Source organism: Kribbella voronezhensis (genome assembly GCF_004365175.1).
Lineage (GTDB): Bacteria > Actinomycetota > Actinomycetes > Propionibacteriales > Kribbellaceae > Kribbella > Kribbella voronezhensis.
Genome location: NZ_SOCE01000002.1, coordinates 1,318,236 through 1,345,084 on the forward strand (window position 1 = coordinate 1,318,236; position 26,849 = coordinate 1,345,084).

Consider the following 26,849-nt stretch of genomic DNA (forward strand, 5'->3'; position numbering starts at 1 on the left):
CCTCCAGAGACGGTTACTGCGTGGCGAGCAAGGAGTCGAGGCGGGTCTGTACTGCGTCGATGTCACCGCTGGCGTGCCAGCCTCCGGCGACCTGGACGAGAGTTGTCGCGGGCGCGTCGAGGTAGCGCTCGAGCCGCCCGGCGAGCTGGGCGTCGTCGGTGATCACACCCGCTTCCACGGCCGTCTCGATGAGGGCGTTCCAGCTGGCTTCGTGGTCGATGAACTGCCGGATGGTGGCGTCGGCGGGAAGCGCGGCCGGTTCGGCGTACGGATCGTCGACCGTCCACTCGTGGTCTCCGTGCCGTACCTCGATCGGCTCGCTGCTCCCGGGCAGGTGCACAGTCGCGGTGCTGCCGACCGGCACGGTGACGGCCAAGTGGAAGGAGCCGCCGTTGCGTTCCCACGCGACCCGGGCTTCGCCGTACGGCGTGAGGTGGCGCGCCGCCGCACGGGTGAGCTGGGATGCCGGCAGTGGGTGCACCACGATGCTGCTGTAGCCGGCTGATCCGGGCGCGAGCCCGGCGACTCGGCGGTGCATCCAGTCCGCGACCGCGCCGAGTGCGTAGTGGTTGAACGAGGTCATCTCGCCGGGGTTGATGCTGCCGTCCGGAAGCATGCTGTCGTAGCGCTCCCAGATCGTCGTCGCGCCCATGGTGACCGCGTAGAGCCACGACGGGCAGCCGGTCTGCAGAAGCAACCGGTACGCCAGGTCGGGCTCACCGACGTCGGTCAGCGCGTCGGCCATCAACGGAGTACCGACGAACCCTGTGCTGATCCGGAAGCCCGCGGTCCGTACGAGATCCGCCAAGCGAAGCCCCGCCCGCCGACGCTGCGCCTCCGTCGGCAAGAGCGCCCACTGCAAGGCCATCGCGTACGTCGTAGGCGCATCGCTGAGCACACGGCCGCCCTCAGTCGCGTACTCCGCTGCGAAGGCGGCGCGCACTCGCGCGGCCAGGTCGGCGTACTCCTTCGAGCTGTCACCAGTCAGCTCGGAGGCTTCGGCGACGATCTGCGCGGACCTCGCCAAGTGAGCGGTCGCGAGCACGTCGGGATCGGCCTTCGCCCGGAACGGGTTGTCCGGCGGCGCGGCCGGGTCGAGCCAGTCACCGAACTGGAAACCACCGGTCCAGAGGAGATCGTCACCGGCGAGGTCGGTCATCCGGTCCACCCAGGCACGCATGCTCGGCAGCTGCCGCGCCAGCAGGTCCAGGTCGCCGGTGCGCTGGTACAGCACCCAAGGCACGACGACTGCCGCGTCGCCCCACGCCGCCGTCGACGGCGAGGCGTCCCGCAGTACGTCGGGAATCACGAAGGGGACCGAGCCGTCCTTCTGCTGCTCCGCCGCGAGGTCTGCCAGCCAGCTGTCGAGGAAGCCCGCGCTGTCGAAGAGGAAGGTCGCGGTGGGGGAGAAGACCTGGATGTCCCCGGTCCAGCCCAGCCGCTCGTCGCGCTGCGGACAGTCGGTGGGCACGTCGACGAAGTTGCCGCGCATCCCCCAGACGACGTTCTCGTGGAAGCGGTCGAGCAGCTGGTCGGACGACTCGAACCATCCCGTACGGCGAAGGTCGGAGCTGATCACCACCGCCTCGAGGTCACCAGCGGCGAGGTCGGGTACGCCGGTGACCTCGGCGTACCGGAAGCCGTGGAACGTCAACTCTGCTTCGAGAACGGTCTCGCCGGGGCCGGCCAGGACGAACGAGTCGGTCGCCTTCGCGGTGCGCAGCGGACGGACGCCGAGCTCGTCGTTCTCGAGCACCTCGGCGTGCCGGACGACGATCTCGTCGCCCGCACTCCCGCCGCGGACTGTCAACCGGACGTGGCCGACGAGGTTCTGACCGAAGTCCACGAGCGTCTTGCCGGCCGGTGAGGTCCAGATCTTCAGTGCGGGCACGACCTCGACGACGCGGACCGGCGGGCCGTCCGGTGCGACGAGAAGGGTGAGGTCCGCGTCGAGGACCTCGACGCCGGTCGCGGGTGCGGGCTGATGGGTGAGGTCGACGCGCTGGCCGTCGTACAGGTCGTCGGCAACGATCTGGCTCTCGCGGGCGGTCCAGCTGCCATCGGTGGCGAGCGTGTGGACTGTGCCGTCAGCGGTGGTCACCTCGAGCTGGGCGAGGACGGCCAGCCGGTCGCCGTACACGGCCCGTTGGCCGTGGAAGCCGAGGCGGCCGCGGTACCAGCCGTTGCCGAGCAGGAAGTCGAGCTGGTTCGCGCCCGGCCGGACGAAGTCGGTGACGTCGTGGGTCTGGTAGCGAAGGCGGTGCTGGTAGGCCGTCCAGCCGGGGGCGAGGTGCTCGTCGCCGACACGGTGGCCGTTGAGTTCCGGGACGTAGACGCCGTGGGCCGTGGCGTAGAGGCGCGCCTGCACGATGTCGTCCGGCAGGTCGATGCTGCCGCCGACGATCGGGGCGGGGGAGCCGATGGCGCCGATCTCGCGCGGGGTGACGAAGCGGGCGGTCCAGTCGCCGGGCGATAACAGACCTGCCTCGACGACGGCCGGATCACTCCAGTCGCTCCACTCGTCGCCGCCGCGGACGCGGATACGCACCTGGGCGGACTCCCGGGAGCCGAGTGGGTGGCTCGGCCAGGGCACCAGCACCTGGTCGGCGGAGCTGATGGCGTGCTTGGTCTGCGGTACGCCGGGGCGGGTGATCTCGATCTCGTAGCCGGACTGGGTGTAGTCGGGATCCGCGGCCGGCACCTGCCAGGACAGGCGGGGCGAGCCGGTCCCGAGGCCGAGAACGGGTCCCTCGTCGGTGCGATGCTCGAAGCGGACAAGGACGGGTGCGGCAGGACGCTGCATGGACACTCCCGGTATGAAACGATTCATTCAAGGGCTGTCGAAGGGCTGGGTCGAGATTTTCGGAAGGGGGTGGCGGGAAGGATTCGCCTGCCCCGATCTTGCGGCGGGTCCGCGGCCGGGGATAGTCCGCAGTGCACCCGACCTAGCACAAAATGCACTTTGGCCCCTATCGTGCGGTTGATGGAGGAGCCACCGGTCGACATCAGGAGGACCCTGGTCCATCTCGTCGACGGGTCGCTGGCGTTCGCCGGTCGCTATGTCCACGAGGGCGGGCACCCGGTGCACACGCACAGCTTCTTCGAGGTCGTCGTGGTGCTCGGCGGGCGCGGGGCGCACAACTGCCTGGCGGCTCGGCAGGAGTTGCAGGTCGGCGACGTGCTCCTGCTCCGGCCGGGGGTGTGGCACGGGTACGAGGACTGTGACCGGCTGGAGATCTACAACTGCTGCTTCTCCGCCGACCTCCTGCGACGCGAGCTCGCGTGGACGCGCGAGGACCCGCTGCTCGGGCATCTGCTGTGGACCTTGCCGTACACGGCCGAGCGCCGCGGCGTACTGGCCACTCGGCTGGATCCCGATGCCCTGGCGGAGTGTGTGGGACACCTGGACGGCCTGCAGGATCTACGGCATCGGCCGGCGAATCTGCATCACGGCGACATCATCGGCTGGCTGTCGCTGTTCCTGAGTCGGCTGGCCCGGGCGGCCGGTGACGGCCGGGTCAGCACGGGGCAGCTGCACCCCGCAGTACTGGATGCGTTGCAGTTGATGGAAGCCCGGCCCGCTTATCAGTGGACGTTGACCGAGCTGGCGCTGGAGCTGCATCTCGCGCCGGGGTATCTGGTCCGGATCTTCAAGGCCGCCACCGGGCTTCCGCCGATGGCCTACCTGTCCAGGTTCCGCGCCGAACTCGCCGCCGATCGCTTGCTGCACACCGACGAACCGATCAACCGGATCGGCGAATCGGTCGGCTGGCCCGACCAGAACCACTTCGCCCGCCGCTTCAAGTCCCACTACGGCCTCAGCGCCACCAACTACCGCTCCCGCTTCACCCGCGCCTGAATCAGCACCTCGAGGCCGTCGAGGATCCGGTCGAGGCCGAAGGTGAAGCCCTGGTTCTCGCTTCCTTCGAGCGAGGTCAGGGCGCCGGCCAGCGCTGGGAAGCGATCCGGATCGGCGGCGATCATCGTGGCGAACGCGGTGGTGATCGTCTCCTCGGTGAGGCCGGCCGTGCCGCCGGGCATCGAAACCGTCTGCAGCGCGAGGGTGCGGACGTGTCCGGACAGCACCAGGATCGAGTCGAACTGCTCGCCGCCGGTCAGGCCGGTGCCCGCCAGCGCCTGAAGCCCGCGGTCCAGCCAGGCGGCTTCGTTCGGGCCGATCGGGCGGCGGCCGATGGTGGACAGCATCAGCCACGGGTGCCTGCTGAAGCCGTCGAAGAGGTCCGTCGACCAGGCGCGCAGAGCCTCGCGCCAAGCCAGACCGGGGCGCTCCGGCGGGACACCCATGGCCAGGTCGCTCATCACCGCGATCAGCTCGGCCTTGCCGGGGACGTAGCGGTAGAGCGCCATCTTCGTGACCGGCAGTTCGGCCGCGATCCGTTGCATCGACACGGCATCCAGACCCTCGGCATCGGCGATCCGGATGGCCGCCTCGGCGATGCCGGTCAAGGTGACCGCCGGCTTGGGCCCCCGGCTCGGTGGCTGCGGGGTGCCCCAGAGCAGTTCCGTCATCGTCGTCCTTCCGTTTCCGACCGAACTGTGTCTACCATACACTTTATTGTGTCCGCCGGACACAGATTGGAGTTCGCAGTGAAGGTACTGGTGTCAGGTGCGAGTGTCGCGGGGCCGTCGGTGGCGTTGTGGCTGGGGCAATGTGGCCATCAGGTGACCGTGGTGGAGATTGCGCCGGCCTTGCGCCGCGGTGGTTACGCGGTGGACTTCCGGGGTGAGGTGAACAAGGCCGTGCTGCGCAAGATGGGCGTGCTGGAAGACCTCCGGGCCGCGCAGACGGGCGGGACGGCGATGCGGTTCGTCGACGCGTCGGACCGGCAGGTGATGCGGCTGCCGGTGGAGTTCGCGGGTGGCGAACTGGAGGTGTTGCGGGCCGATCTGTCGCGGATCCTGTTCGAGCACAGTCGCGACATCGCGGAGTACCGCTTCGGCGACTCGATCGCGAGCCTGGCCGAGCACGCCGGGGGAGTGGAGGTGCGCTTCAGGAGTGGCATCGAGGAGACGTACGACCTGGTGATCGGTGCGGACGGGATGCATTCCGCGGTACGCCGGTTGGCGTTCCCGGCGCAGGCAGTGACCGAGCGGCATCTCGGGTACTACGTGGCGGGCTGGGAGGTGCCGAACACGTGGGGTTTGACCGGGGACACCTTGCTGTACAACGTGCCTGGGAAGCTCGCGAGTGTCGGGCCCGATCGCCGGGATCCCGGGCTCGCGCAGACCTTGTTCGTCTTCAAGTCGCCCGTGCTGAGCTACCACCGGCATGATCTGGACGAACAGAAGGCGATCCTGCGGCGCGCGTTCGGCGGGCTCGGCTGGCGGGTCCCGGAGCTGCTCGATGCGTTGCCTGCAGCAACGGAGTTGTACTTCGACGCGATCGGGCGGGTGCACGTGGATCGGTGGTCGACTGGGCGGACGGTTCTGCTCGGGGACGCCGGTTACGGCGCGACCTTCGGTGCACTGGGGACCGGTACAGCCGTCGTCGGCGCCTATGTCCTGGCAGGGGAGCTGGCGGCTGCCGATGGCGACTACGCGGCCGCGTTCGCGCGGTACGAGGCTCGGCTGCGCAAAGCGGTTCAGGCGACGCAGGACGGCAGCCGGGCCGGTCAGTTCATGGCGCCTGCGAGCCGGTTGGGGATCGCCGCTCGCAACCGGATGCTCAACACCCGCTTCTTCCTCGACCAGATGCTGAAGATGGCTCAGCGGATGAGCAACCTGATCGACCTTCCGGCGTACCCGGAGCTGGATCAGCTCAGCAGTGGGAGCTTGCGCAGGAACGACTCCCAGGAGTCCGGGAACCAGCCCGGGACGCCGAGGACGGCCAGGTAGAGCCAGATGGCCACCACCACGCAGACGACCAGGGCCAGGGTGCCGAGGGCTTTCAGCCAGGCCGGCTGACGGCCGGTCCAGGCGGTGAGTTGTTTGACCCAGTCCTTGACCTTGAGCAGGACGCGCTGGGCCCATTCGAACTCGCTGGCCAGGACGGCGAGGCCGGCGATGAACAGCGGGATACCACCGGGACCGGGCAACCACCCGGTCAGCGGAGCCGCGATGATGAGCAGGGTGCCGAGCACACCGACGCCGATCCGGTAGAACAGCAGCTTGCGCGGGTTCGCACGGATCTTGCGCCGCCACTCCCAGCGATCGTCCTGGGCGTCCAGCGTGATGTTGTCGTCCGTGCGGTCCGGACTGGTCTGCTCGGCCACATCCAAAGCCTACGTGGTCGAAGGACTAGGTCCACGGAAGCGTCGACAGACCCGCCTTTCCTGAGCTCAGCCACCCGCCGGGCTCAGGCTGTCGGCGGTTCAGGCGTTGGCCGGCTTGCCGAACTCCCAGTGCCACGGCTCTTCGCGCCCGCCGCCCTGGTTGGCCCAGGACGGGTGCACCCAGCCGAAAGCAGGGGCGTGGGACAACATCCATTGGTACTGCGCGGTCCCGAAGTGGTCGATGCCGCCGCACAGGTCGACGGCCACCCCCCAACCGTGGTTCGACGTACCGGGCAGGGCGGCCAGGGACGGCTTGCGACCGTACAGGTCGACCTGCGAGGCGTACGAGCGATAGGAGTCCGTGATGCACAGCGTCTTGCCGAACTGGCCCTTGTAGGCGCTCGCGAGCTGCTGGTACGCCGCGGCCGCGTCGCAGCGCAGCATGTGGCCCGAGCCGCCGCTGATGCCGCACAACTTGTCGGCCGGGATCATGCCGTTGCTGTAGCCACCCCAGCCGGTGCTGGTGCTACCGGTCGCGAGGAACGGCATCGGGTTCACCGTGTCACCGCCGAGGTGGACCTCGAAGTGCAGGTGCGGCCCGGTCGAGTTGCCCTCGGTGCCGACGGCACCTATCTGTTGGCCCGCGACGACGTGCGCGCCGTCGGCGACGGTGATCGTGCTGAGATGCGCATACAGCGTCTCGAGCCCGTTGCCGTGGTCGATCCGGACCAGGTTGCCCGCCCACGCCGGGTGCTCGATCCGCACCGTTCCGGCGGTGACCGCGCGAACCGTCGTACCGACCGGGGCCACGAAGTCCTGGCCGGTGTGGAAACCGGAGGCCCACAGCGGTCCGGCCTGGCCGAACGGCGTACCGATCTCGTACTGGCCTTCGGAGATCGGCCACGTCCAGGCACCGGTGCCGACGTCGTAGGAGGTGGCGGTGTTGCCGCAGCGGAACTGGTACGCCTGGGTGGTCGACGCGGGCGGCCGCTGGGGTTTGGTCGGCTGGCCGAGCGTCGGGCGCAGGGCGGCGTACAGGTTGTCGGGGACGTTCGTGACGGTGACGGAGCCCTTGGCCTCGTCGGCGGCGATCATCTCGTTGCCGTCGAGGGCGACGCCGATGTGGAACAGGCCGATCGACCGGTTGCCGATCAGCAGCAGGTCGCCCGGCTGGATCGATGCCGTCGGCACCTTCTGGTAGTTCGGGTAGACCTTGCTGATCAGGTTCGGCAGTTTCGCGTACGGCTGCCAGGCGACCCTGGCCGCGCCGAGGCAGCCGAACTTGTCGGGGCCGGTGGCGCCGACGCCGTACGGCTTGCCGAGCAGGCTGAAGGCCTGGTTGACCGCGCGGATCGTCTCGGCGGACAGCACTCGGACCGTGCGGCCGCCGGAGACGACGGAGGCTGCGCCGGGGACGTTGTGGCCGGCGGCGACGTACGGCTTGAGGCCGGCCGGGAGCTTGGCGGGGTTCCTCATCGTGCCGGCAGCGGGAGGGATCACCTTGGTCGCGGCGAGGTCGGTCAGGTAGGCCTGCCACTTGGCGAAGGCTGCCGCGTTCCGGCTGTTCTGCAGTTGGCTGGACATCTGACTCGCACCGGCCAGGTCGGCCATCTGGTCCTGCATGGCGACCGAGGCTTCGGCGGCCTTGCTCTTCACCTCGAGGCCGAGGGTGCGGGCCGTTTGAGCGGCCTGATCGGCCGCCGCGCGCTTCCTGGCCGCGTCGTCGGCCGCGGTGCCCGCAGCGTTCTGCGCGGCGGTCGCCGCCTGGTACTGCGAGACCTGGGTGCTGCCGAGCTGCCGGATGGCCGCTTGGCGGTCTGCGATCTCCTGCAGGTTCTCCGCGATCGGAGCGAGCGACCACAGCATCGACTCCGTGCCGATCACTGTGGGGATGCCCAATTGGTAGGCCTGCGCGGTGACGAGACCGAGCTTGCGGCGCTCCACGTCGGAGACGCTCTTCTTGCCGGCGGCGTACTGCTCGGCCTTCTTCGCTGCTGCTTCGGTGGTCTGGACTGCCTTCAGCGCGTTCGTGTAGGCGATGGTCGTCTTGGCGAAGTCCGCCTGGATCGCCGCGGCTTCGGCCTGGAGTTGCTCGAGCGACCGCTTCACGTCGGTGACGGAGGCGGGCGGTGGAGGCGTGGGGTCGTCGGCGTAGGCGGCGTACGAGGGCAGTGCGACGACTGCCACCAGTGCGCCGATCACGGCGAGCCGCAGTCTGCGGCGATTCCCCAGCATCAGGCCCCCATCGTTGCTCCCAGGAAGCGCCTCACGCGTGCACGGAAGGAGAGCAGCCCCCGCGCCCGGCCCAGCGTATGCGGGTACGGGAGCAGAAGGAAGGCCTTGTCACCGACAGTGACGATGAGGCAGGACACACTCCGTTTTGGTGACCGCCGTCACGCGCCGCCCGGGAGGGGTCGGCCGGTGGCGCGGGGCACTGGTGCGACCGACTAGCATTTCCACCATGGCCTCGCACTTTGACGTTGTTGTCCTCGGCGCCGGCCCGGGTGGGTACGTCGCGGCGATCCGCGCCGCCCAGCTCGGGCTCAAGACCGCCATCATCGAGAAGAAGTACTGGGGCGGTGTCTGCCTGAACGTGGGCTGTATCCCGTCCAAGGCACTGCTTCGCAACGCCGAACTGGCGCACATCTTCAAAGCCGAGGCGAAGACCTTCGGCATCAGCGGCGAGGTGACCTTCGACTTCCCGACCGCGGTGCAGCGCAGCCGCAAGGTGGCCGACGGGCGCGTCAAGGGCGTGCACTTCCTGATGAAGAAGAACAACATCACCGAGTACGACGGCTGGGGCTCGTTCGTCGACGCCAACACCCTGGACGTCTCGCTGAACGACGGCCAGTCCGAGACCGTCACCTTCGACAACTGCATCATCGCGACCGGCGCGACCACCAAGCTGCTGCCGGGCACCCAGCTGAGCGACCGGGTCGTCACCTACGAAGAGCAGATCCTCACCGAGGAGCTCCCGGGCAGCATCGTCATCGCCGGCGCCGGTGCGATCGGTGTCGAGTTCGCGTACGTGCTGACCAACTACGGCGTCGACGTCACGATCGTCGAGTTCCTGGACCGGGTCGTGCCGCTCGAGGACGCCGAGGTCTCCAAGGAGCTCGCGAAGGCGTACAAGAAACTCGGCGTGAAGGTGCTGACCGGCACCCGGGTCGACTCGATCGACGACTCCGGCGACAAGGTCAAGGTCACCGTCACCGGCAAGGACGGCAACCAGCAGACGCTGGAGGCCGACAAGGTGCTGCAGGCGATCGGCTTCCAGCCGCGCGTCGACGGCTACGGGCTGGACAAGATCGGCGTCAAGCTGACCGAGCGCGGCGCGATCGACGTCGACGGGTTCCTGCGCACGAACGTGGAGAACATCTTCGCCATCGGCGACGTGAACGCGAAGCTGATGCTCGCGCACGCGGCCGAGGCGCAGGGCGTGATCGCGGCCGAGACGATCGCCGGGCACGAGACGATGGAACTCGACTACGTGATGATCCCGCGGGCCACGTTCTGCCAGCCGCAGATCGCCAGCTTCGGCTGGACCGAGGAGCAGGCCCGGCTGGAGGGCTTCGACGTCAAGGTCGCCAAGTTCCCGTTCACGGCGAACGGCAAGGCCCACGGCCTCGCCGACCCGAACGGCTTCGTCAAGGTGATCAGCGACGCGAAGTACGGCGAACTGCTCGGCGCCCACCTGATCGGCCCCGAGGTCACCGAGCTCCTCCCCGAGCTCACCCTGGCCCAGAAGTGGGACCTGACCACCAAGGAACTGGCCCGCAACGTCCACGCCCACCCCACCCTCTCCGAGGCCCTTCAAGAAGCCTTCCACGGCCTCGAAGGCCACATGATCAACTTCTGATCCCAGCCCGAAACCACGAACGGCCACCGGCTCCCCGGTGGCCGTTCGTCGTCATACCGGCCGTAGCCAGCTGCTGATCACGAGGTGCGGCCCGTACCGCGCACGCAGCTGCCCGGCCTGCTCCTCCGCAGCGGCGGCAACCACCAAGTGGAGTATCCCGCCCAAAGCCGACGACTGAAGAAGCTGGTCTCCGAGGTCGGTGCGCAAACTCTGCCGGAGCGTTTGAAGAGCCACTGGTTCCACCGGCACGAGCTCTGCCTCGTCAGGGGTCACCCTTCGCTCAGCAAACCCTCGGCCCTCCTCGCCCGGCATCGGCGGCTCGGTCAGAGTGAGAGCTTCACCGTCGTAGGTCCCGGTCAAGCGCAGCGTCGGCGTCATCACGGTCGTGTTGTGGACGACGGCCCCCTCGACCGTGCGCGGCTCCAGTCCGTTGACCGTTACGCCGGACCCTCCCGCGGGCGGGAGCGAGAGCTGGATGGTCCTACAGGCGAGCGGCGGACGCGGTGGCACCAGAAGCACCGGCGCATCGACGGTCCACAGTTGCCTCTCCATCGCACTGCCGTCCGTAGCTCCTAGCTGCTCCATTACCCGATAGTTGCCGTCAGTGACCTGCAAGGAAAGTGCTGACCTTCTTCACGAACTGAGTCGGGTCGTCGAGCCACGGGTAGTGGCCGGTTTTGGGCTGGACGGCGTACTGGGGGTTTGGGAAGACGTCGGCCAGGGCGGCTACCGCGGAGGGTGGGGAGTTGAGGTCGTACTCGCCGGCGAGGAGGAGGACCGGGTGGGGGAAGGCGGCCAACGCCGCGCGGGTGGTGGGTGGGTCGAAGGCGCCGTCGGAGACGAAGACGGCGAAGGCATCGGTGTTGCGGTGGTCCGCTTCGCCGGCGTGGTGGGCTTCGGCTGCCGCGTCCCAGCGGCCGTAGAAGAAGGGGGCGATGGACTTCATAGCGTCGGCCGTTGCGTTGCCGGCCATCATCGCGTTCAAGGCTGCTGATGCCTCGGGGTACCAGGGCTCGTCCTGGCGGAGCTCTGCGATCGCGGCCCGGGCGTCGCCCGGGACCTCGATGCCAGTGGCCAGGGCGCTCGGGGTGATGAGGGCGAGTTTGGCCACCCGGGCGGAGTGCTTCTCCAGATAGCGCTGCGCCAGGTTCGTCCCACCCGAGTGCGCCAGCAGGTCCAGTTGCTCGAGGCCGAGGTGTTGGCGCAGTGCCTCCACATCCCCGACGAGACGGTCGCACCGGTACGACGCGGGGTCTGCCGGTACGGCGGATCGCCCCGTTCCCCGCAGCTCGAACAGCACCAGTTGCCGATGCGCGGACAGCCCGCCGAGATCACCGAGGTACACCGTGTCCTGCATCCCACCGGGGATGCAGATCAGAGGTGGTCCCTCGCCGACCAGGTGGTAGCAGAGTTCTGTCCCATCGGGCGCGACAAAGGTAGGCACAGTCGCCCACCCTGTCAGCGCGCTCGAATCCCGTGCAACCGGATTGCGGCGACCAGCTCAGCGTTCGTCGCCCAGCACCGGTTTCACGTCGACGATCGGTGTGCCGTCGAGGGCTTCCAGGTCGCTGACCTGGATTCTGAGGCCGTCGATGGTGAGGATCCTGACGCGGTGCAGACCGACCGGGTTCGGCCGGTCGGGGGAGCGGGTGCTGAAGACGCCGGTCACCGGACGCGTGGAGTCGCCGCGGGGACGGACCGCCAGGACGGAGCGGTCGGCACGGTCGAACCAGGTGATGAGGAGGACCTCGTCCCCGACGGACAGGTGACTCAGCCCGTCACTCACCTCAGGCGTGAAGACGACCCATGCGTCCGGGCCGCCTTCATCTCCTTGACGGGGCGCGGTGGCCCGGTCGGTGAGCGGGGATTCCACGTGGCCGATCGGCCGCAGGACAAGCTGGTCTGACATCGAACTCAACCTCCGAATCGGTTAACCCTCAGCTCCAGGTTGACGGTAGGAAACGGTAAAGCGTGACGAGAGGTTGATCCGGAGTGTGGAGATGCAGCGCGAGGCCGGTCGGTGCTGCGAGGTCGACCAGGCCGGCGGCAGCGGCCGGTTCGAAGGGCAGCGGGGCCGTCGACCGGGTGCCGGGGGCAACGAGAAGCGGATGACCGGCGAAGGTGGTGGCGACGCCGTTGTGGACGTGGCCTGCGAGCAAGGCGGTGATCGGCTTGCCGCGCAGTACGTCGGCGAAGGCGTCACCGGACTTGAGGATCCACTGGTCCAGCACGGGGTGGTCCAGCTTGTTCGGCGGGTGGTGGAAGGCGACGAACAAAGGACCGTCGACCGGCTCGTCCAGTACGTCGGACAGCCACGCGAGCGACTCCTCGCTCAGCAGCCCGTAGTCCTCGCCCGGCACCGACGTGTCGAGCAGGACGAACCGCGCCGCACCGACGTCGTGCACCTGGTGAACGGGATGACCTGAACCGGCCGGCGTTCCGACGTACGACGCGAGGCCGGTCCGCAGCGGCGCGCTGACATCGTGGTTCCCAGGCAGCGCCAGCACCGGTACGTCGAGCGCCAGCTCGGCCGCGAACTCGGCGTACTCCTCGGCCAGCCCGTGGTCGGCGAGATCGCCGGTCACCAGGACGACATCGACCGGCCGGGAGAACTCGCGCAGGTAGGCCGTCACCTGACGCAGCCGGTCACGGGCATCAGCTGAACCGTCCAGGTGCGGGTCACTGAGATGGGCGATCACGAACATCAACGGCCTCCACGGCTCGAACTAATGGCAGACCGTCAACCTACCGTTAGACCAGCTCGCTGCCACCCGAATATTCACCGGCTGCCTCACGGCCCACTGACGCGCCGGGCCCAGACTTGGTCGGGCCGCCGAGGTCTGCGAGATTTGGCGGCATGGCTGAACAGGTGGATGTGGTCGTGATCGGGCTCGGCGTCGGTGGCGAGGAGGCGGCCGGCCGACTGGCCGAGGCGGGGCTGACCGTGGTCGGGCTGGATCCCCGGCTGGTCGGCGGCGAGTGCCCGTACTGGGGCTGCGTCCCGAGCAAGATGATGATCCGGGCCGCGAACCTGATCGCCGAGACCCGCCGCGTCGACGGCATGGCCGGCAAGGCGACTGTCGAGCCCGACTGGGCACCGGTCGCGCAGCGCATCCGCAAGGAGGCGACCGACGACTGGAACGACCAGGTCGCGGTGGACCGGCTGGTGAAGAAGGGCGTCACCTTCCTGCGCGAGCGCGGGACGATCACCGGCCCGGGTCGCGTGACGGCGGGCGATCGGGAGTTCGAGGCCTCCCGTGGCATCATCGTCGCGACCGGGACCGTGCCGTCGATCCCGCCGATCGAAGGGCTCGCCGGTACGCCGTACTGGACGAACCACGAGGCGATCGAGGCCGACACGCTGCCGGACTCGATCATCGTGCTCGGCGGCGGCGCGATCGGCCTCGAGTTGACCCAGGTGTTCGCGCGCTTCGGCGTACAGGTCACTGTGGTGGAGGGACTCGACCGGGTGCTCGCGCTGGAGGAGCCGGAGTCGAGCGAGCTGGCCCAGGCGGCGCTCGAGCGCGACGGCGTGACGTTCCGTACCGGCGTACAGGCCAAGCAGGTCGGCTACGACGACGGCACCTTCACACTGACATTGAGCGACGGCAGCACCGTTTCCGCCGAGAAGCTGCTGGTAGCAACGGGTCGGCGGGTGGACATCAAGGCGCTCGGTCTGGACACGGTCGGGATCGACCGTGACGCGCGGAGCATCGCCGTCGACGAGCACGTCCGCGCGGCCGACGGAGTCTGGGCGATCGGCGACGTCACCGGGGTCGGGGCCTTCACCCACACGGCGATGTATCAGGCGAACGTCGCCGTTTTCGACGTACTCCGAGCCGAAGGCGCGCCGCCGGCCGACTACCACGCGATGCCGCGCGTGACCTTCACGGATCCGGAGATCGGCGCGGTCGGGCAGACCGAGAAGCAGGCGCGCGACGCCGGCCTCGACGTCAGCACCGCGATCAGCCAGATCCCCTCGTCGTCGCGGGGCTGGATCCACAAGGCCGGCAACGAAGGATTCATCAAGCTTGTCGTCGACAACGACCGCGGCGTGCTGGTCGGGGCGACGAGTGCGGGCCCGACCGGTGGCGAGGTGCTCGGCGCGCTCGCGGTCGCCGTGCACGCAGCGGTCCCGGTTCACTCTCTGCAACAGATGATCTACGCATACCCGACCTTTCACCGTGCGATCGGAGATGCACTCAAAGCTCTGTAGCCCGCTCTGTTGCGATCGAGTCGCAACTGGCACCAGAATGTGGGCATGCACGTTCCCGACGGCTTCTTCGACGCGCCCACCTCGATCGCGACCGGACTGATTGCCGCCGGAGCCGTCGGGTTCAGCCTGCAGCGGGCCAACCGGGAGATCCGCGAGACCGGTCCCGCGCTGGCCGGCCTGACCGCGGCGTTCGTGTTCGCCGTGCAGATGGTGAACTTCCCGGTCGGCGCGGGCACGAGTGGGCACCTGCTCGGCGGTGCGCTGGCGGCCGCACTGGTCGGCCCGTGGACCGCGGTGCTGGTGATGTCGACCGTGCTGCTCGTGCAGGGTCTGCTCTTCGCCGACGGTGGCCTGACCGCGCTCGGGACGAACATCACCTTGATGGGTCTGGTCACCGTTGTCGTCGGCTACTTCGTCACCCGCGCGCTGCTGAAACTGCTGCCCAAGCGGGTCGGCAGCGTCGTCCCGGCGACGACGGTCGGCGCCTTGGTCTCGGTGCCGATCGCCGCGCTGGCCTTCACCGGTCTGTATGCGATCGGTGGCGCGGTCGACATCCCGCTCGGCAAGCTCGCGACGGCGATGGTCGGCTGGCACATCCTGGTCGGCATCGGCGAAGCGGTCATCACGGCGGCAGCTCTGAGCGCGGTGGTCGCGACCCGGCCCGATCTCGTCTACGCCGCTCGCCATCTGCAGCCGGACCTCGTCCTGGTCGATGCCGACGGCAACAGTTCCACGGTGTCACCGGATCGCCCGATCGCCGCCCGGCCTGCGGGCCGCAGCCTCGGAGTCGGCATCGCGGCCACCTTGGTGATCGCCGGTGTGGTCAGCCTGTTCGCCAGCGCGCACCCCGACGGCCTGGAGTTCGTCGGCGCGAGGCTCGGATTCGAGGGGGCGGCCAAGAGTTCAGCGGTCGCGGGCAGCCCGCTCGCGGACTACGGGGTCAGCGGGATCGGCAACAGCCAGGTGTCCGGCGCGCTCGCGGGCATCATCGGCGTACTCGTCACGATCGCTGTCGGGCTGCTGATCGCCAAGCTGGCGTCGCTGCGGTCCGCCCGCGCCCGCTCGTGAGCGGGTCGGTCGGCGACGGCCTGCTGGTGCCGGGGGACAGCCGCATCCACCGCCTCCCCGCGCAGGTGAAGATCGTCGCGCTGTTCGTCTTCGTGCTCGCCGTCGTCGCCACCCCGTCCACAGCCTTCTGGGCCTTCGCCCTGTACGCCGGAATGCTGGCCGGCTGCGTTCTGCTCGCCGGACTCCCGGCGCTGGTCGTGCTCAAGCGGCTCGCCGTCGAGACGCCGTTCGTCGTGTTCGCCCTCCTGCTCCCGTTCGTGGCGACCGGCCCGCGGGTCGACGTACTGGGCCTTTCGCTGTCCGAATCGGGCGTGCTCGGCTCCTGGAACGTGCTGGCGAAGGGAACCCTCGGTGTGGTCGCCGCGATCGTGCTCTCGGCCTCGACCGGTCCGCGCGATCTGCTCGCCGGACTGGAACGGCTGAAGTTGCCGTCGACCTTGATCGCGATCCTGTCCTTCATGGTCCGCTACCTGAGCGTCGTGTCGGATGACCTGCACCGGATGCGGATCGCCCGCGAATCGCGCGGCTACCAAGGCGGTCGCGCCGGACATCTCAAGGCCGTCGCCGGGGGAGTCGGCGCCCTGTTCGTCCGCAGCTTCGAGCGCGGCGAGCGGGTGCACCTCGCCATGCAGTCGCGCGGCTACAACGGCCGGATGCCGTTGCTTTCCCAGACCGGTGCCGCGCAGGCGCAATGGTTGCAGGGCCTGGCGCTCTCGCTGAGTGCTGTCGTCATCGCCGTGACTGCGAGGGTGGCCGGCCTGTGAGCGGTCCCTCGATCCACGTCGAACGTCTGGTCTTCGCCTATCCCGACGGCCGGCAGGCCTTGTTCGGCGTCGACTTCACCATCCAGCGCGGCGAACGGGTCGCCCTGCTCGGCCCGAACGGCGCCGGCAAGACGACGCTCGTGCTGCACCTGAACGGCATCCTGGGTTCAGTCGCGGGCGGCACCGGCAGCGGCCGGATCCAGGTCGGCGGCTCGGACCTCCACCGCGAACACCTGCCCGAGGTACGCCGGAAGGTCGGCCTGGTCTTCCAGGATCCCGATGACCAGCTGTTCATGCCGACCGTGCGCGACGACGTCGCCTTCGGACCCGCGAACCTCGGCCTGCGCGGACAGGAACTGGACGACCGCGTCCACGAAGCGCTGGTCCAGGTCGGGATGCAGGACCACGCCGACGTCGCCCCGCACCACCTGTCCTACGGGCAGCGCCGCCGGGTCGCCGTCGCGACGGTGCTCGCGATGCGCCCCGAAGTACTGGTGCTGGACGAGCCGTCGAGCAACCTGGACCCGGCCAGCCGGCGCGAACTGGCCGACATCCTCAATGGGCTCGACGTCACGCTGCTGATGATCACCCACGACCTGCCGTACGCGTTGCAGCTGTGTGAGCGGAGTCTGCTGATGGACGCCGGCCGGATCGTTGCCGACGGCGCCACTCGCGACCTGCTCGGCGACGCCGACCTGATGGCGGCGCACCGGCTCGAACTGCCCTACGGTTTCGACCCGCTCTCGGTGCCGGGCCCGGAGAAGTAGGCGTACGACGGCTACCAAATTCGCCAACTGGTGGTGAATTTCTCACCGAGGTCTTGTTTGTTACTCACTGGTCAGGGATGGTGACTCTCAGTTCACCGCACCCCTCTCAGTGCAAAGGCGGTCCGCCCATGAAACTCATCGCCGGCTTCGTCAGCGCGGCAGTCGTCGCCACCGCGCTCCTCAGCCCGACCATCGCGCAAGCGGCCGCCCCGGAGTACGTCGCCCTCGGCGACTCGTACGCCTCCGGGGTCGGCACCCGGGTCTACACCTCGGAGAGCGGCTCCTGCCAGCGCTCCACCCAGTCCTATCCGTACCTCGACGCGGCCCGGATCGGCGCGCACCTGACCTCGGTCGCCTGCTCCGGCGCCCGGGTCGCCGATGTGTCGGCCAAACAACTCACCCCGCTGAACAGCGGGGTCCGGTTCGTCACCGTGCAGGTCGGCGGCAACGATGCCGGGTTCTCGTCGGTGATCACCGAGTGCGCGCAGCCGGCCTGGCTGAGCAACTGCGACGGTGCGATCAACACCGCGCAGGCAACGATCAACAACACGATCCCGAGCCGGCTGAACGGGCTCTACGCAACCATCCGCAGCCGGGCGACGACGGCGAAGGTGGTCGTGGTCGGTTACCCGCGGCTGTTCAACGGCATCGACTGCAACGCGGCGACCTTCTTCAGCGGCACCGAGATGACCCGGCTGAACCAGACCGCCGACCTGCTTAATGCCAAGATCTCGGCCGCGGCGAGCGCTGCCGGGTTCAGTTTCGTCAACCCGACCACGGCGTTCATCGGCCACGCGGTCTGCGGCAGTCCGGAGTGGATCAACGGCCTGTCGAACCCGATCAGCGAGTCGTACCACCCGAACTCGACCGGCCACCAGGGCTTCGCCAACCTGGTCCAGCCGCAGTTGAGCTGACGCGGCCCGAACTGCGCGGCGCCTCCGGACGTGGTGTGATGCAGGGGTGCCGCGCAGGCCCGCCGCCGCTTCGGCGTACCGGGTAGCGCAGTGGCCTGGACCGTCCGCTGTCCGAGGCCGGCCCCGGAGGGGTGGCCGACGTCGGACGCCGGACGGTTCGCCGGTCCTGCTCCGAGTAGCCGCAACCCGGGGCCCCAGCGACACGTAGCCGGGGCCTCGGGCCTGCTCACAGACTACTCAGGTTTGGCCGCGGCAGCCGGAGCGAGCTTCTGCTGGACGTCGTCGAGCAGGTTCTGCAGCCGGCCGGCCAGCAGTTCGCGATCGCCGGGCGAGAGCGACGCGACCAGTTCGGATTCGCGAGTGAGTACCTGGTCGACCGTCCGCTCGACGAGGTCGTGTCCAGCCTTGGTCAGGGTCACGAAGACCGCCCGCGACCCGTTGCCCTCCGTACGCCGGGCGACCAGCCCGGCCTGCTCGGCGCGCCCGACTCGCTGGGAGATCGCGCCGGCGGTGACCAGCGTTCGCCTGGTCAGTTCACGGGTGCTCAGCTCGTACGGCGGTCCGCTGCGGCGCAGGACGCTCAGGAGATCGAGGGTCGCGGGGTCGATGCCAAGGTCGGCCAGCAGCCGGCGCCGGTCGTCGGCGAAGAGCTTGGCGAGTCGCCACAGGGGAGTGACGATCTCGATCGAGTCCGTGGGGGTGCCCGGGCGTTCGCGCTCCCAGGCACGCGCGATCTCGGCGGCCGGGTAAGGGCTCGGCATGTCGAGTGGATAGCGATCCCTTGGGGTACTCACTCTGGTGATGGTACGTTTAGGGCTAAACGTTTAGACCTAAACGAGGGAGTTCGGCGTGTCGAGAACGATCGTGGTGACCGGGGGAGCGACGGGGATCGGCCGGGCCGTGGCCGAGCGGTTCGTAGCCGGCGGTGACGACGTGGTGATCACCGGGCGGCGTGTCGAGGTGCTGGAGAAGGCGGCCGCGGACCTGGGCGTGCGGGCCGTGGTGTGCGACGGCACGGACCCGGCGCAGGTGGAGCAGTTCGCCGCCAGGGTGCCGGCGCGGGTCGACGTACTGGTGAACAACGCCGGCGGGAACACGGACTTCGCCGCCTCCGACCCATCCGGTGACCTCGCTCGATTGCGCGCGAACTGGCTGGCGAACCTCGAGGCCAATGTGCTCACGGCGGTTCTCATGACGACCGCCCTGGCCCCCAAACTCGCTGACGGCGGAGCCGTCATCCACCTCGGCTCGATCGCCGCGGCCAAAGGCGCGGGTTCGTACGGCGCGTCGAAAGCCGCTCTGGCGACCTGGAATCTGGACGTCGCCGCCGACCTCGGCCCGCGCGGCATCACCTCGAACGTCGTCGCTCCCGGCTTCACCGCCGAGACCGAGTTCTTCCGGGGCCAACTGTCCGGCAGCCGCCGCGAAACGTTGCTACAGGCAACATTGATCAAGCGGGAGGGCACTCCGTCGGACATCGCGGAGACGATCTGGTTCCTCGCCTCACCAGGCGCCCGCCATCTGACCGCCCAGGTCCTGCACGTCAACGGCGGGGCCCTCCCCACCCGCTGACCGTCCCCACCCCTCCGCGGACGGTGGTCTTTCCTCGTCGGTGACAATGGGCTCATGCGTGCCACCGTCAAGGACGTCGCCAAGCTGGCCGGGGTCTCACCGAAGACGGTGTCGAACGTGATCAACGGCGTCGTCTTCGTCCGCCCCGAGACCCGCGCCAGGGTCGAGCGGGCGGTCAGCGAACTCGACTACGTCCCCAACATGAGTGCCCGCGGCTTACGCAACGGCCGCTCGGGCATGATCGGCCTGGCCCTGCCCGACCTGCTCCGCCCGTACTCCGCGGAGATCACGCACCTCGTCGTCGAGCTCGCGCACGAGCGCGGCTGGGGAGTCCAGATCCAGCAGACCGCCGCCGAGCCGGAGCGCGAGTTCGAGCTGCTCTCGAAGGCACGCGCCCATCTGGTCGACGGGCTGATCCTCAACCCGATCAACCTCGGCGACAGTGCCGTGATGACCGCGGGCCCGCTGCCGCCCGTAGTACTGATCGGTGACGTCGATCAGGACGTGGTGAGTCAGGTCGCCATCGACAACGTGGGTGCCGCGCGGGACATGGTGCAGCACCTGCTCGACCAGGGGTGCCGTCGTATCGCGGCCGTCGGTACGCCGGAGTCGCCCAGTGGTTCGAGCGGCGCCGGCACCCTCGGCGGCTCGGCCACCATCGCCGGTACGGCGGCAGCCCGGCTCCGGACCACCGGCTACCACCAGGCGCTGGCAGACGCCGGCATCGAGCCCGACCCCGAACTGGAGGTCGCCCTCGATCGATGGAGTCCGGACGGCGCCAACCTCGTGGTCAGCCGGTTCCTCGCCGGCCATGAGCCACCGGATGCGTTCTTCTGCTTCACGGACTCGATCGCGATCGGCACGCTGTCGGCACTGTGGGCCGCGGGCGTCGCCGTACCGGACAAGTGTCTGGTCGCCGGCTTCGACAACATCCTGGAGAGCCAGTACGCCGTACCGCCGCTGACCACGATCGACTTCGACCGGCGGGCTTTCGTCCACTCGGCCCTGGAACTGCTCGCCGAGCGGATGGCCGACAAAGACGCGGTACCACGGCGGGTCCTGATCCCGCACCGCGTCGTCGCTCGCGCCAGCACGACTCGGTAAATCCGGAGTGGTAAAGCGATCATTTGTCCGCAAACGTTTGCGTCGGCGATTGCATCCATTGTGAAGCGCTTCTTCGCGCGGATTCCGGGGGCCGGCACCTGGTTCGACGACGCATTCGACGACAGCTCTTCGGCCGATAGTGTTGCCATTCTCACGCCGATAGCTGCCACGATAGCGATCTCGGGTTCATCAGCGCCTGCGGCACCTTCCGCACCGGTTGGATCGCGCCCGGCATCGTTTCCAGTTTTCCCACGGCAAATCAGCGAAGGAATTGCCGGGTCCAGGTTTCGGTGGTCGGCACTGCGATGGACAACAGTTTCGCCTACCGGGATTCCCGTGACGATCCCTTGAAATGATCGGCACCGTGAGCAAGGCTTCTCCGATCACCTTTGCGTCGTGAGGAGCGGGGTGTGCCAACTGTGCGCAGGTCTGCGCAGTGAGGATGTTGCGCGGCACTGTGGGCAGTTGTGTGTTCTGTCAACCAATGCCCGGGGGAACGAGAAGGGGGAACAGTGTCAGCGATGAAGCAGCTCGCCGAGCAGTGCCGTGGTGTGAGGAGTCACGGCACGACGCAACTCGGTAGGGCTTCGATCCAACCCGCGGTCTGTACCGGCATCCACGAGGTGAGCTCGTCGACACCGTCCGGACGGCCGCGCCGAGTCGCGGTGCTGAGGCTGAGCAACGGTCTCACCACCACGCTGCGTCTGGCTGAGGGTGCTCCGGCACCCGATCGTGGCGCGACAGTGTTCGTCCAGGGTGGCCGCGGGATGGGCGACCAGCCCGCATCAGGTGGGGTCACCCTCGCGTCGGGACTGACCAGCTGAAGTCAGTGGCTCGCCGGTCTCAGGTCAGCGCCGAGCTGGGACCGGCAAGCCTCTGGAACGGCTATTCCTCCTCCTCCGGGACCTCGCGGATCTCGATCGGGGAGTACGGCGCCTCCGGCAGCCTGGCGGCGATCTCGGTCGCCCGGTCGAGGCTGCACTCGAGCAGGTAGTAGCCCGCGAGCACCTCCTTGGACTCGGTGAAGGGTCCGTCCGTCACCGTCGACACACCGTCGTGGAGCTGGACGATCCGCGCGTTCCGCGTGGTGAGGCCGTGCGACTCGATGAACTCACCGGCCGCCTTGGTCTCCTCGAACAGCTCCCGGTGCCGTTCCATCACCGCATCCATCCCGTCGGCCTTCAACGCGGCCCAGGTCTCGTCGTTGCCGTAGATCAGCAACATGTACTTCATCTGCTCTCCTCCATCGGCCGGCTGTACCGGCGCATCGGCTGGTTGCACCGGCGACGTCGGAGCCGGCAGGTCTACTTCGACATGATGGCCTCCTGCCAGATCAACTTGGCCACGTTCGGCTTCACCGCGGTGGTGATGACCGCCATCGTCCGCCGGACGTAGGTGTCCTCGCTCAACTGCGCCAGCATCGCCGCCGCCAGATCCTCCCGGGCGGTGAACAAACCGTCGGCCTGGTCCTCGGCGACCTCGTACCGCGTGACCGCCTGGTTGCTGAACAGCCCCGACGGCCGCGCGATCGTCCAGTCGAGCCCACTGGCACGGACGAGCTCTTCCATCCGGCGCATGTCGTCGTGGGTGGTCCTGACGACGATGCGGTTCACCAGTGGATCCAGGACGTGGTTGAAGAAGAAGGCGTTGCTCGGCCGCCAGCCGGGCTCGAGGATCACCGAGCTCACCACGAGCAGTCGCTTCACGCCGTACTCGTGCATGGCGTCGACGATGCTGCCGGCCGCGGTCGAGTAGAGGCTGACCGGCTGCCGGCTCGGCTTGCCGCCGACCACTGAGAAGACCGCGTCGCTGCCGGCCACGGCCGCCCGAACCGCAGCCCGATCAGCCACATCGGCCTGTACTACGGTCAGTCCCGCGCGTGGCCGCACCTTCTCGGGGTGGCGAACCGCGGCCACCACCTCGTGACCGGCGGCCAGTGCTTGCTCGACCAGTTCGCGGCCGGTCGAACCGGCCGCGCCGAAGACGACGATGCGCATCTCACTCCCTTGCTGCCCCGGACGATCCGGTGACGTCCTTGACACTGCGCGGGGGAGGAGACAATATTCAACGCTGATGAATAAATCCCGAGGACGACCACGCGGCAACCCGGACACCAGGGCGCGGATCGCGGAGGTGGCCTACGACCTGTTCCTCGAGCACGGCTACCGCGGTACGACGGTCCGCCGGGTCGCGGCCGCCGCGGACGTGGATTCGGCGTTGATCAGCTATCACTTCGGGTCGAAGCAGGGGTTGTTCGGCGAGGCGATGCAGTTCCGCTGCGGGAAGTCGCCGGCGATGGCGCGTGCGATGCAGGGCGACCAGGCGGGGTTCGCCGATCGGCTGCTCGAGGCGGTGCTCGAGATGTGGGCCGACACCGAGCCGCTGGCCGAGCTGACCAGGATGGCACCGCAGGACACCGACGTACTCCAGGTGCTGCAGGAGTTCCTCGAACGGGAGATCCTCGGCCGCATTGCTGAATTTCTCCGCGGCCCCGACGCGACCGACCGGGCCACCGCGGCCGTCGCCGTCATCGGCGGCCTGATCTTCACCCGCTACCTGAACCCCCTCCGCCCGGCCGCCGCCCTGACCGACGCCGACGTACGCCGAATCCTCGCCCCAGCACTCCGAGCCGCCCTCAACCCACCACGCACCCGCCGACCGCTCAACGCCTGACAACTCGGCGGCCGCGGCAAGCCCCGGACGGGCTCATTCCGGGCAAGCCCCAGACGGTTCCTTCCCGGCAACCCGGACAGGCTCCTGCCCGGGTTGCCGGGCAGGAGCGGTTTCCTTCGGGGATCTGCCGGGGTGGTCAGGCCCAGGTGGCGCCGGCGGGGGCGCGGACCGTGGTGTTGAGCCGGTTGAACAGGTTGGTCAGGCTGATCATCAACACGATCGCGGCCAGTTGCGACTCCTCGAAGTGCTTCGCGGCCTCGGCCCAGATCTCGTCGGTCACGGCGTCGGGCCGGTCGGCGAGCCGGGTCGCCGCTTCCGCCATCGCCAGTGCGGCCCGCTCCGCGTCGGTGAACAGGTCGGACTCACGCCACGCGACGACCTGGTGCAGGCGCTCGTCGGTCTCGCCGTTCTTCTTGGCCGAGTGGATCCCACCGAAGATGCAGGCACTGCAGCCGTTGATCTGGCTGGCCCGCAGGTGGACCAGTTCCAGCACTGTCGCCGGCGCCCCGCTCTTGTACATCGCCTTGTAGATGTTCTGGATCCCCGTCATCGCGTCCGGCAGGATCTCCGCGGGGTTCTTCATCCGTGCAGTCATTCTCGTACTCCCTGGTTCGTCTGAGCTTGCACTGCACTGACGGATCGGCCGCGGAAGATGTGACACAACTTCTCCGGCGAAGTGCGCATCGAGTCAGATGTGAAGCAGATCAACAGATGGCAGCCCTCATCGCTGCGCAGACTGACCGTGACCGCCGCGCTGGCTGTGACCCTGTCGGCGTTCGCCGTGCCGGCCCTCGTCGTTCCAGCCCACGCCGCAACGACCGCCGACCCGGCACCGACCGGTGTCACCGTCGCCTGGGCCGACGCGGCACACACCCTGATTCGCGTGACCTGGAAGGAAACGGGATCCCAGCCGAACGTGATCACCTCCCAGTCGCCACTGGGTGGATCAGAGAAGCGGTACACGACCGCCACCGCGCCGAACCAGGTCGACGTACCGGCCGCCGGTCTCGCCACCACCGCACCCGGGCAGGCCGCAGTACGGATCGCTGTGTTCGTGGGTACGGAAGCCGGCGGGACCACCAGCCCGGCTGGGCTTTCCGCGCCGTTCGACACCCTGGATGGGCCGAAGGCGTTGATCGACTCGATCGCTCCTGTTGCCGCGGGCAAGTTCCTGGTGAAGTGGCATCCGGCGGTGGTGACCGACCCGAACCCGGGCGACCCGCTCGACCTGCCGGCCGTCGCACCGCAGTACGAGATCCGGGCGAACTACAACAACTTCAACGACTACGCGGTCGTGGCGCCGAAGACCACCGCGACCACGGCAACGTTCACTCAGCTCACCGGGCCGTCCTTCCGGTTCTCCGTCTTCACCTACAACGAGTGGGGGATCCAGTACTCCGACACTCAGCGAATCGACTACGAGAAGTGGGTCCGGGCGCTCATCCCGGCAGCCGCCGACTACGGCACGCTCACGACCATCACGGGGACGATCGAACGATGGAAGCAGGCCTGCGATCCGGGGCCGTGTTGGTCGATGCCGATGTCGGAGGACCCGCGTCCCGTCGTACTGCAGGCGCGCGCCACGACCGCGTCGGCGTGGTACACCGTCGGCAGTACGAAGACCGATGCCGTGGGCAACTTCAAGATCTCACCTCCCACGCTGGGCAGCCGGCAGTACCGGATCGTCGTACCGGACTTCTTCAACCATGAAGGCTTCGGCTACGGCTTGGTCAGCAACACCGTCACCACGGCAGCCCGGCCGCGGGTCAGTGGCCGGTTCCTGGATCCGACGGCCGGCTACGGCCAGAAGGTCACTGCGCACGTGGCGATCGCTCCACCTGCGTCCGTGCCGTCGACGCTCCAGCGATGGGACGGGACAGCGTGGCGCAACCTCAAGTACGTCCAGCTCACCAAGGGCGCCGGCAACTACACCTTCACCGCCACCCAACGCGGCCGCGTCGCCTACCGCTTCCTGGTCCCCGCCTTCACCTACGCCGGCCGCTCCCTGACCTGGCAGGTCTCCAACACCTTCGTCCTCACCACCAGCTAGTTGAGCCTGCGACAGCAGGCGAATGCGGCTCTGTAGTTGAATTCGGCAACCACTACGAATGGTTGCCGATCGCACCCGTCGAGTTATTGACAGGCCGGATTCGGTGACATAACGTCAGTTTCAGTTACGAATTGTGATCGGCGAATGCGGCCTCTCTGGACTGCTGCCGGTCGAACGGGGTGCGAACGCGTCATCAACTCGCGGCAGGACTGGGGATTCCTGCCGATGGCGGTCTCCCGATGTCCTGTTGCCGGCCCCTGCCCGGCCCTCGAGATGTCGTCCGGTGAGCCACGGACCCTCCTCCGCGAAAACAGCAGTGCGACTCGCCACGCCTCCTGTCGGATCAGGGTGGCTCATCGACGGATTCGAGGAATCGATCATGAAGTTCTTCAGGTATTGGCCGGCCGGGGGCCGCTGGCGACTGAGCGCGCTGGCGGTCGCGGCGGCGGTCGCAGTCTCCGGGGGTGGCTTCCTGGTCACCGGACGAGACGCGCAGGCCGCGGCCGTCGTGGTGCCGCTGGGCACTGCGCGGAGTTTCGTGGTCCTCGCAGGGGCGGGGATCACCAACACCGGGGCGACCACCCTGAACGGCGACATCGGCAGCTTCCCCAACCCGGCCATCACCGGCACCGGGACGATGACGATCACCGGCGTGAACCACGCCGGGGACAGCGTCACCCAAGGGGCGAAGGACGACCTGGTCACGGCGTACGACGTCGCGGCGGGGGAGAAGCCGCCGTCGCCGATCACGGACGACCTGGGTGGCAAGACGCTGACCCAGGGTGTCTACAACTCCGCCGGTTCGATCGGGTTGACCGGGACACTCACCCTGGATGCCGAGGGCGACGCGGGGGCGGTCTTCGTCTTCCAGGCCGGATCGACGCTCACCACGGCCTCCAGCAGTCGCGTGCTGCTGACCAACGGCGCCCGGTCCTGCAACGTGTTCTGGCAGATCGGCAGCTCGGCGACGATCGGTACCGCGACAAGCTTCCGCGGCACCATCCTGGCGCTGACCTCCATCACCCTGCAGACCGGAGCCACCGCGATCGGCCGCATGCTGGCCCGCAACGGCGCCGTCACCATGGACACGAACACCATCACCAGACCAAGGTGCACCCCCACCCCGCCCACCAGCCCACCCACGTCACCGCCAACCTCGCCGCCCACAACACCACCGACTTCGCCGCCCACGACCCCGCCGACAACCCCACCCACAACACCGCCGACGACCCCGCCAACCACACCTCCGACGACCCCGCCAACCACACCACCGACAACACCTCCAACCACCCCGCCAACCACACCACCGACAACACCTCCGACCACCCCGCCGACGACGCCGCCAACTTCTCCGCCAACTTCTCCGCCCACGACTCCGCCGACAACACCACCCACGTCGCCGCCCACCTCGCCGCCCACGACACCGCCGACGTCGCCGCCCACGACCCCTCCGACCTCACCGCCGACGTCCCCACCGACGTCACCGCCCACCTCGCCGCCGACGGTCTCGCCGACGCCTCCGCAGGTGACGAAGACGCCGCGTGGTCCGGTCGGCACGGGTGACGCCTCCGGCTGGTCGATGTGGCTGATCGAGCCTCCGTTGAGCCTGTGGTTCAACTGGATCACGCC

General features: G+C 68.6%; 26 protein-coding genes and 1 pseudogene. 15 read left to right on the forward strand and 12 right to left on the reverse strand.

What is annotated here, in order from left to right:
• Positions 1-13: 13 nt before the first annotated feature.
• The gene (locus EV138_RS33285; RefSeq protein ID WP_133983925.1) at positions 14-2,803 is read right to left on the reverse strand and encodes a family 78 glycoside hydrolase catalytic domain; all 2,790 of its coding nucleotides are present in this window, start codon (positions 2,801-2,803) and stop codon (positions 14-16) included.
• A 180-nt stretch (positions 2,804-2,983) separates the two neighbouring features.
• On the opposite strand from EV138_RS33285, the gene EV138_RS33290 reads away from it, so the two are divergent.
• Positions 2,984-3,859, forward strand: a complete 876-nt coding sequence (locus tag EV138_RS33290; RefSeq protein ID WP_133983927.1) for an AraC family transcriptional regulator — start codon at positions 2,984-2,986, stop codon at positions 3,857-3,859.
• On the opposite strand, the gene EV138_RS33295 is transcribed toward EV138_RS33290, so the two are convergent.
• On the reverse strand, positions 3,832-4,530 hold the full coding sequence (locus tag EV138_RS33295) for a TetR/AcrR family transcriptional regulator (RefSeq protein WP_133983928.1): 699 nt from the start codon (positions 4,528-4,530) through the stop codon (positions 3,832-3,834). The two genes, EV138_RS33290 and EV138_RS33295, sit on opposite strands and share 28 nt — an antisense overlap.
• A gap of 90 nt (positions 4,531-4,620) precedes the next feature.
• Between EV138_RS33295 and EV138_RS33300 the strand changes: the two genes are divergently transcribed.
• Positions 4,621-5,856, forward strand: a complete 1,236-nt coding sequence (locus EV138_RS33300) for an FAD-dependent monooxygenase (protein WP_255513789.1) — start codon at positions 4,621-4,623, stop codon at positions 5,854-5,856.
• On the opposite strand, the gene EV138_RS33305 is transcribed toward EV138_RS33300, so the two are convergent.
• A complete protein-coding gene (locus EV138_RS33305; RefSeq protein ID WP_238158542.1) occupies positions 5,775-6,233 on the reverse strand; it encodes a PGPGW domain-containing protein in 459 nt (152 codons plus the stop codon). The two genes, EV138_RS33300 and EV138_RS33305, sit on opposite strands and share 82 nt — an antisense overlap.
• 99 nt (positions 6,234-6,332) lie before the next feature.
• Positions 6,333-8,468, reverse strand: coding sequence for a peptidoglycan DD-metalloendopeptidase family protein (locus EV138_RS33310; RefSeq protein WP_133983935.1), 2,136 nt, complete (start codon positions 8,466-8,468; stop codon positions 6,333-6,335).
• 226 nt (positions 8,469-8,694) lie between these two features.
• Between EV138_RS33310 and lpdA the strand changes: the two genes are divergently transcribed.
• Positions 8,695-10,092: a dihydrolipoyl dehydrogenase gene (lpdA, locus tag EV138_RS33315; protein ID WP_133983937.1), complete on the forward strand. Its 1,398-nt coding sequence runs from the start codon at positions 8,695-8,697 to the stop codon at positions 10,090-10,092.
• A 51-nt stretch (positions 10,093-10,143) separates the two neighbouring features.
• Here lpdA and EV138_RS33320 read toward each other — a convergent pair whose 3' ends face one another.
• From EV138_RS33320 to EV138_RS33335, 4 genes are read right to left on the reverse strand one after another with little or no spacing between them, the layout of a single operon-like run.
• Positions 10,144-10,707: a hypothetical protein gene (locus EV138_RS33320; RefSeq protein ID WP_133983939.1), complete on the reverse strand. Its 564-nt coding sequence runs from the start codon at positions 10,705-10,707 to the stop codon at positions 10,144-10,146.
• Positions 10,694-11,536 carry an alpha/beta fold hydrolase gene (locus tag EV138_RS33325; RefSeq protein WP_133983941.1) on the reverse strand — a complete coding sequence of 281 codons (843 nt, stop codon included), beginning with the start codon at positions 11,534-11,536 and terminating at the stop codon, positions 10,694-10,696. Before EV138_RS33325 ends, EV138_RS33320 begins: the two co-directional genes overlap by 14 nt.
• A 57-nt stretch (positions 11,537-11,593) precedes the next feature.
• The gene (tsaA, locus tag EV138_RS33330; RefSeq protein ID WP_133983943.1) at positions 11,594-12,001 is read right to left on the reverse strand and encodes a tRNA (N6-threonylcarbamoyladenosine(37)-N6)-methyltransferase TrmO; all 408 of its coding nucleotides are present in this window, start codon (positions 11,999-12,001) and stop codon (positions 11,594-11,596) included.
• Positions 12,002-12,029: 28 nt separating this feature from the next.
• Positions 12,030-12,797 (reverse strand): metallophosphoesterase, encoded by a 768-nt coding sequence (locus tag EV138_RS33335; RefSeq protein WP_133983945.1) that lies wholly within the window; start codon positions 12,795-12,797, stop codon positions 12,030-12,032.
• A 152-nt stretch (positions 12,798-12,949) separates the two neighbouring features.
• On the opposite strand from EV138_RS33335, the gene EV138_RS33340 reads away from it, so the two are divergent.
• The 5 genes from EV138_RS33340 to EV138_RS33360 all read left to right on the forward strand — a co-directional run bounded on the left by EV138_RS33340 (position 12,950) and on the right by EV138_RS33360 (position 17,821).
• Complete coding sequence (locus tag EV138_RS33340) at positions 12,950-14,308, forward strand: dihydrolipoyl dehydrogenase family protein (RefSeq protein WP_133983947.1); 1,359 nt, start codon at positions 12,950-12,952, stop codon at positions 14,306-14,308.
• A gap of 45 nt (positions 14,309-14,353) precedes the next feature.
• Entirely contained in the window at positions 14,354-15,376 is a 1,023-nt protein-coding gene (locus EV138_RS33345) for an energy-coupling factor ABC transporter permease (RefSeq protein ID WP_133983949.1), read from the forward strand.
• Complete coding sequence (gene cbiQ / locus EV138_RS33350) at positions 15,373-16,140, forward strand: cobalt ECF transporter T component CbiQ (RefSeq protein ID WP_133983951.1); 768 nt, start codon at positions 15,373-15,375, stop codon at positions 16,138-16,140. Before EV138_RS33345 ends, cbiQ begins: the two co-directional genes overlap by 4 nt.
• Entirely contained in the window at positions 16,137-16,907 is a 771-nt protein-coding gene (locus EV138_RS33355; protein WP_133983953.1) for an energy-coupling factor ABC transporter ATP-binding protein, read from the forward strand. Before cbiQ ends, EV138_RS33355 begins: the two co-directional genes overlap by 4 nt.
• 128 nt (positions 16,908-17,035) lie before the next feature.
• Positions 17,036-17,821, forward strand: coding sequence for an SGNH/GDSL hydrolase family protein (locus EV138_RS33360; RefSeq protein ID WP_133983955.1), 786 nt, complete (start codon positions 17,036-17,038; stop codon positions 17,819-17,821).
• Between the two features lie 233 nt (positions 17,822-18,054).
• Here the strand turns inward: EV138_RS33360 and EV138_RS33365 are convergent, their stop codons facing one another.
• Complete coding sequence (locus tag EV138_RS33365) at positions 18,055-18,615, reverse strand: MarR family winged helix-turn-helix transcriptional regulator (RefSeq protein WP_238158543.1); 561 nt, start codon at positions 18,613-18,615, stop codon at positions 18,055-18,057.
• Between the two features lie 55 nt (positions 18,616-18,670).
• Between EV138_RS33365 and EV138_RS33370 the strand changes: the two genes are divergently transcribed.
• The 3 genes from EV138_RS33370 (at position 18,671) to EV138_RS33380 (ending at position 21,321) form a co-directional block, all read left to right on the forward strand.
• Complete coding sequence (locus EV138_RS33370) at positions 18,671-19,393, forward strand: SDR family NAD(P)-dependent oxidoreductase (protein WP_133983957.1); 723 nt, start codon at positions 18,671-18,673, stop codon at positions 19,391-19,393.
• A gap of 54 nt (positions 19,394-19,447) precedes the next feature.
• The gene (locus tag EV138_RS33375; protein ID WP_133983958.1) at positions 19,448-20,497 is read left to right on the forward strand and encodes a LacI family DNA-binding transcriptional regulator; all 1,050 of its coding nucleotides are present in this window, start codon (positions 19,448-19,450) and stop codon (positions 20,495-20,497) included.
• Between the two features lie 521 nt (positions 20,498-21,018).
• On the forward strand, positions 21,019-21,321 hold the full coding sequence (locus EV138_RS33380) for a hypothetical protein (protein ID WP_133983960.1): 303 nt from the start codon (positions 21,019-21,021) through the stop codon (positions 21,319-21,321).
• A gap of 61 nt (positions 21,322-21,382) precedes the next feature.
• Here EV138_RS33380 and EV138_RS33385 read toward each other — a convergent pair whose 3' ends face one another.
• Both EV138_RS33385 and EV138_RS33390 read right to left on the reverse strand, forming a co-directional pair.
• Positions 21,383-21,730 carry a YciI family protein gene (locus EV138_RS33385; protein ID WP_133983962.1) on the reverse strand — a complete coding sequence of 116 codons (348 nt, stop codon included), beginning with the start codon at positions 21,728-21,730 and terminating at the stop codon, positions 21,383-21,385.
• Between the two features lie 71 nt (positions 21,731-21,801).
• On the reverse strand, positions 21,802-22,494 hold the full coding sequence (locus tag EV138_RS33390) for an NAD(P)-dependent oxidoreductase (protein WP_133983964.1): 693 nt from the start codon (positions 22,492-22,494) through the stop codon (positions 21,802-21,804).
• 76 nt (positions 22,495-22,570) lie between these two features.
• Here EV138_RS33390 and EV138_RS33395 point away from each other — a divergent pair, with 76 nt between their 5' ends.
• Entirely contained in the window at positions 22,571-23,170 is a 600-nt protein-coding gene (locus EV138_RS33395) for a TetR/AcrR family transcriptional regulator (RefSeq protein WP_133983966.1), read from the forward strand.
• Positions 23,171-23,306: 136 nt separating this feature from the next.
• Here the strand turns inward: EV138_RS33395 and EV138_RS33400 are convergent, their stop codons facing one another.
• The gene (locus EV138_RS33400; protein WP_133983968.1) at positions 23,307-23,765 is read right to left on the reverse strand and encodes a carboxymuconolactone decarboxylase family protein; all 459 of its coding nucleotides are present in this window, start codon (positions 23,763-23,765) and stop codon (positions 23,307-23,309) included.
• A 99-nt stretch (positions 23,766-23,864) separates the two neighbouring features.
• On the opposite strand from EV138_RS33400, the gene EV138_RS33405 reads away from it, so the two are divergent.
• The 3 genes and pseudogenes from EV138_RS33405 (at position 23,865) to EV138_RS38340 (ending at position 26,783) form a co-directional block, all read left to right on the forward strand.
• Positions 23,865-25,220 carry a hypothetical protein gene (locus EV138_RS33405; RefSeq protein ID WP_133983970.1) on the forward strand — a complete coding sequence of 452 codons (1,356 nt, stop codon included), beginning with the start codon at positions 23,865-23,867 and terminating at the stop codon, positions 25,218-25,220.
• A 379-nt stretch (positions 25,221-25,599) separates the two neighbouring features.
• Positions 25,600-26,262, forward strand: a pseudogene (locus EV138_RS38645) (ice-binding family protein); the annotation flags it as partial.
• A 68-nt stretch (positions 26,263-26,330) separates the two neighbouring features.
• Positions 26,331-26,783, forward strand: coding sequence for a hypothetical protein (locus EV138_RS38340; RefSeq protein ID WP_238158545.1), 453 nt, complete (start codon positions 26,331-26,333; stop codon positions 26,781-26,783).
• Positions 26,784-26,849: the final 66 nt, after the last annotated feature.

What these genes read in the sequence shown, in the direction of transcription:
- EV138_RS33285 (WP_133983925.1), bottom strand. Translation starts at nt 2,803, where the DNA reads ATGCAGCGTCCTGCCGCACCCGTCCTTGTCCGCTTCGAGCATCGCACC.
- EV138_RS33290 (WP_133983927.1), top strand. Translation starts at nt 2,984, where the DNA reads ATGGAGGAGCCACCGGTCGACATCAGGAGGACCCTGGTCCATCTCGTC.
- EV138_RS33295 (WP_133983928.1), bottom strand. Translation starts at nt 4,530, where the DNA reads ATGACGGAACTGCTCTGGGGCACCCCGCAGCCACCGAGCCGGGGGCCC.
- EV138_RS33310 (WP_133983935.1), bottom strand. Translation starts at nt 8,468, where the DNA reads ATGCTGGGGAATCGCCGCAGACTGCGGCTCGCCGTGATCGGCGCACTG.
- lpdA (WP_133983937.1), top strand. Translation starts at nt 8,695, where the DNA reads ATGGCCTCGCACTTTGACGTTGTTGTCCTCGGCGCCGGCCCGGGTGGG.
- tsaA (WP_133983943.1), bottom strand. Translation starts at nt 12,001, where the DNA reads ATGTCAGACCAGCTTGTCCTGCGGCCGATCGGCCACGTGGAATCCCCG.
- EV138_RS33335 (WP_133983945.1), bottom strand. Translation starts at nt 12,797, where the DNA reads ATGTTCGTGATCGCCCATCTCAGTGACCCGCACCTGGACGGTTCAGCT.
- EV138_RS33340 (WP_133983947.1), top strand. Translation starts at nt 12,950, where the DNA reads ATGGCTGAACAGGTGGATGTGGTCGTGATCGGGCTCGGCGTCGGTGGC.
- EV138_RS33345 (WP_133983949.1), top strand. Translation starts at nt 14,354, where the DNA reads ATGCACGTTCCCGACGGCTTCTTCGACGCGCCCACCTCGATCGCGACC.
- EV138_RS33360 (WP_133983955.1), top strand. Translation starts at nt 17,036, where the DNA reads ATGAAACTCATCGCCGGCTTCGTCAGCGCGGCAGTCGTCGCCACCGCG.
- EV138_RS33375 (WP_133983958.1), top strand. Translation starts at nt 19,448, where the DNA reads ATGCGTGCCACCGTCAAGGACGTCGCCAAGCTGGCCGGGGTCTCACCG.
- EV138_RS33380 (WP_133983960.1), top strand. Translation starts at nt 21,019, where the DNA reads ATGAAGCAGCTCGCCGAGCAGTGCCGTGGTGTGAGGAGTCACGGCACG.
- EV138_RS33385 (WP_133983962.1), bottom strand. Translation starts at nt 21,730, where the DNA reads ATGAAGTACATGTTGCTGATCTACGGCAACGACGAGACCTGGGCCGCG.
- EV138_RS33390 (WP_133983964.1), bottom strand. Translation starts at nt 22,494, where the DNA reads ATGCGCATCGTCGTCTTCGGCGCGGCCGGTTCGACCGGCCGCGAACTG.
- EV138_RS33395 (WP_133983966.1), top strand. Translation starts at nt 22,571, where the DNA reads ATGAATAAATCCCGAGGACGACCACGCGGCAACCCGGACACCAGGGCG.
- EV138_RS33400 (WP_133983968.1), bottom strand. Translation starts at nt 23,765, where the DNA reads ATGACTGCACGGATGAAGAACCCCGCGGAGATCCTGCCGGACGCGATG.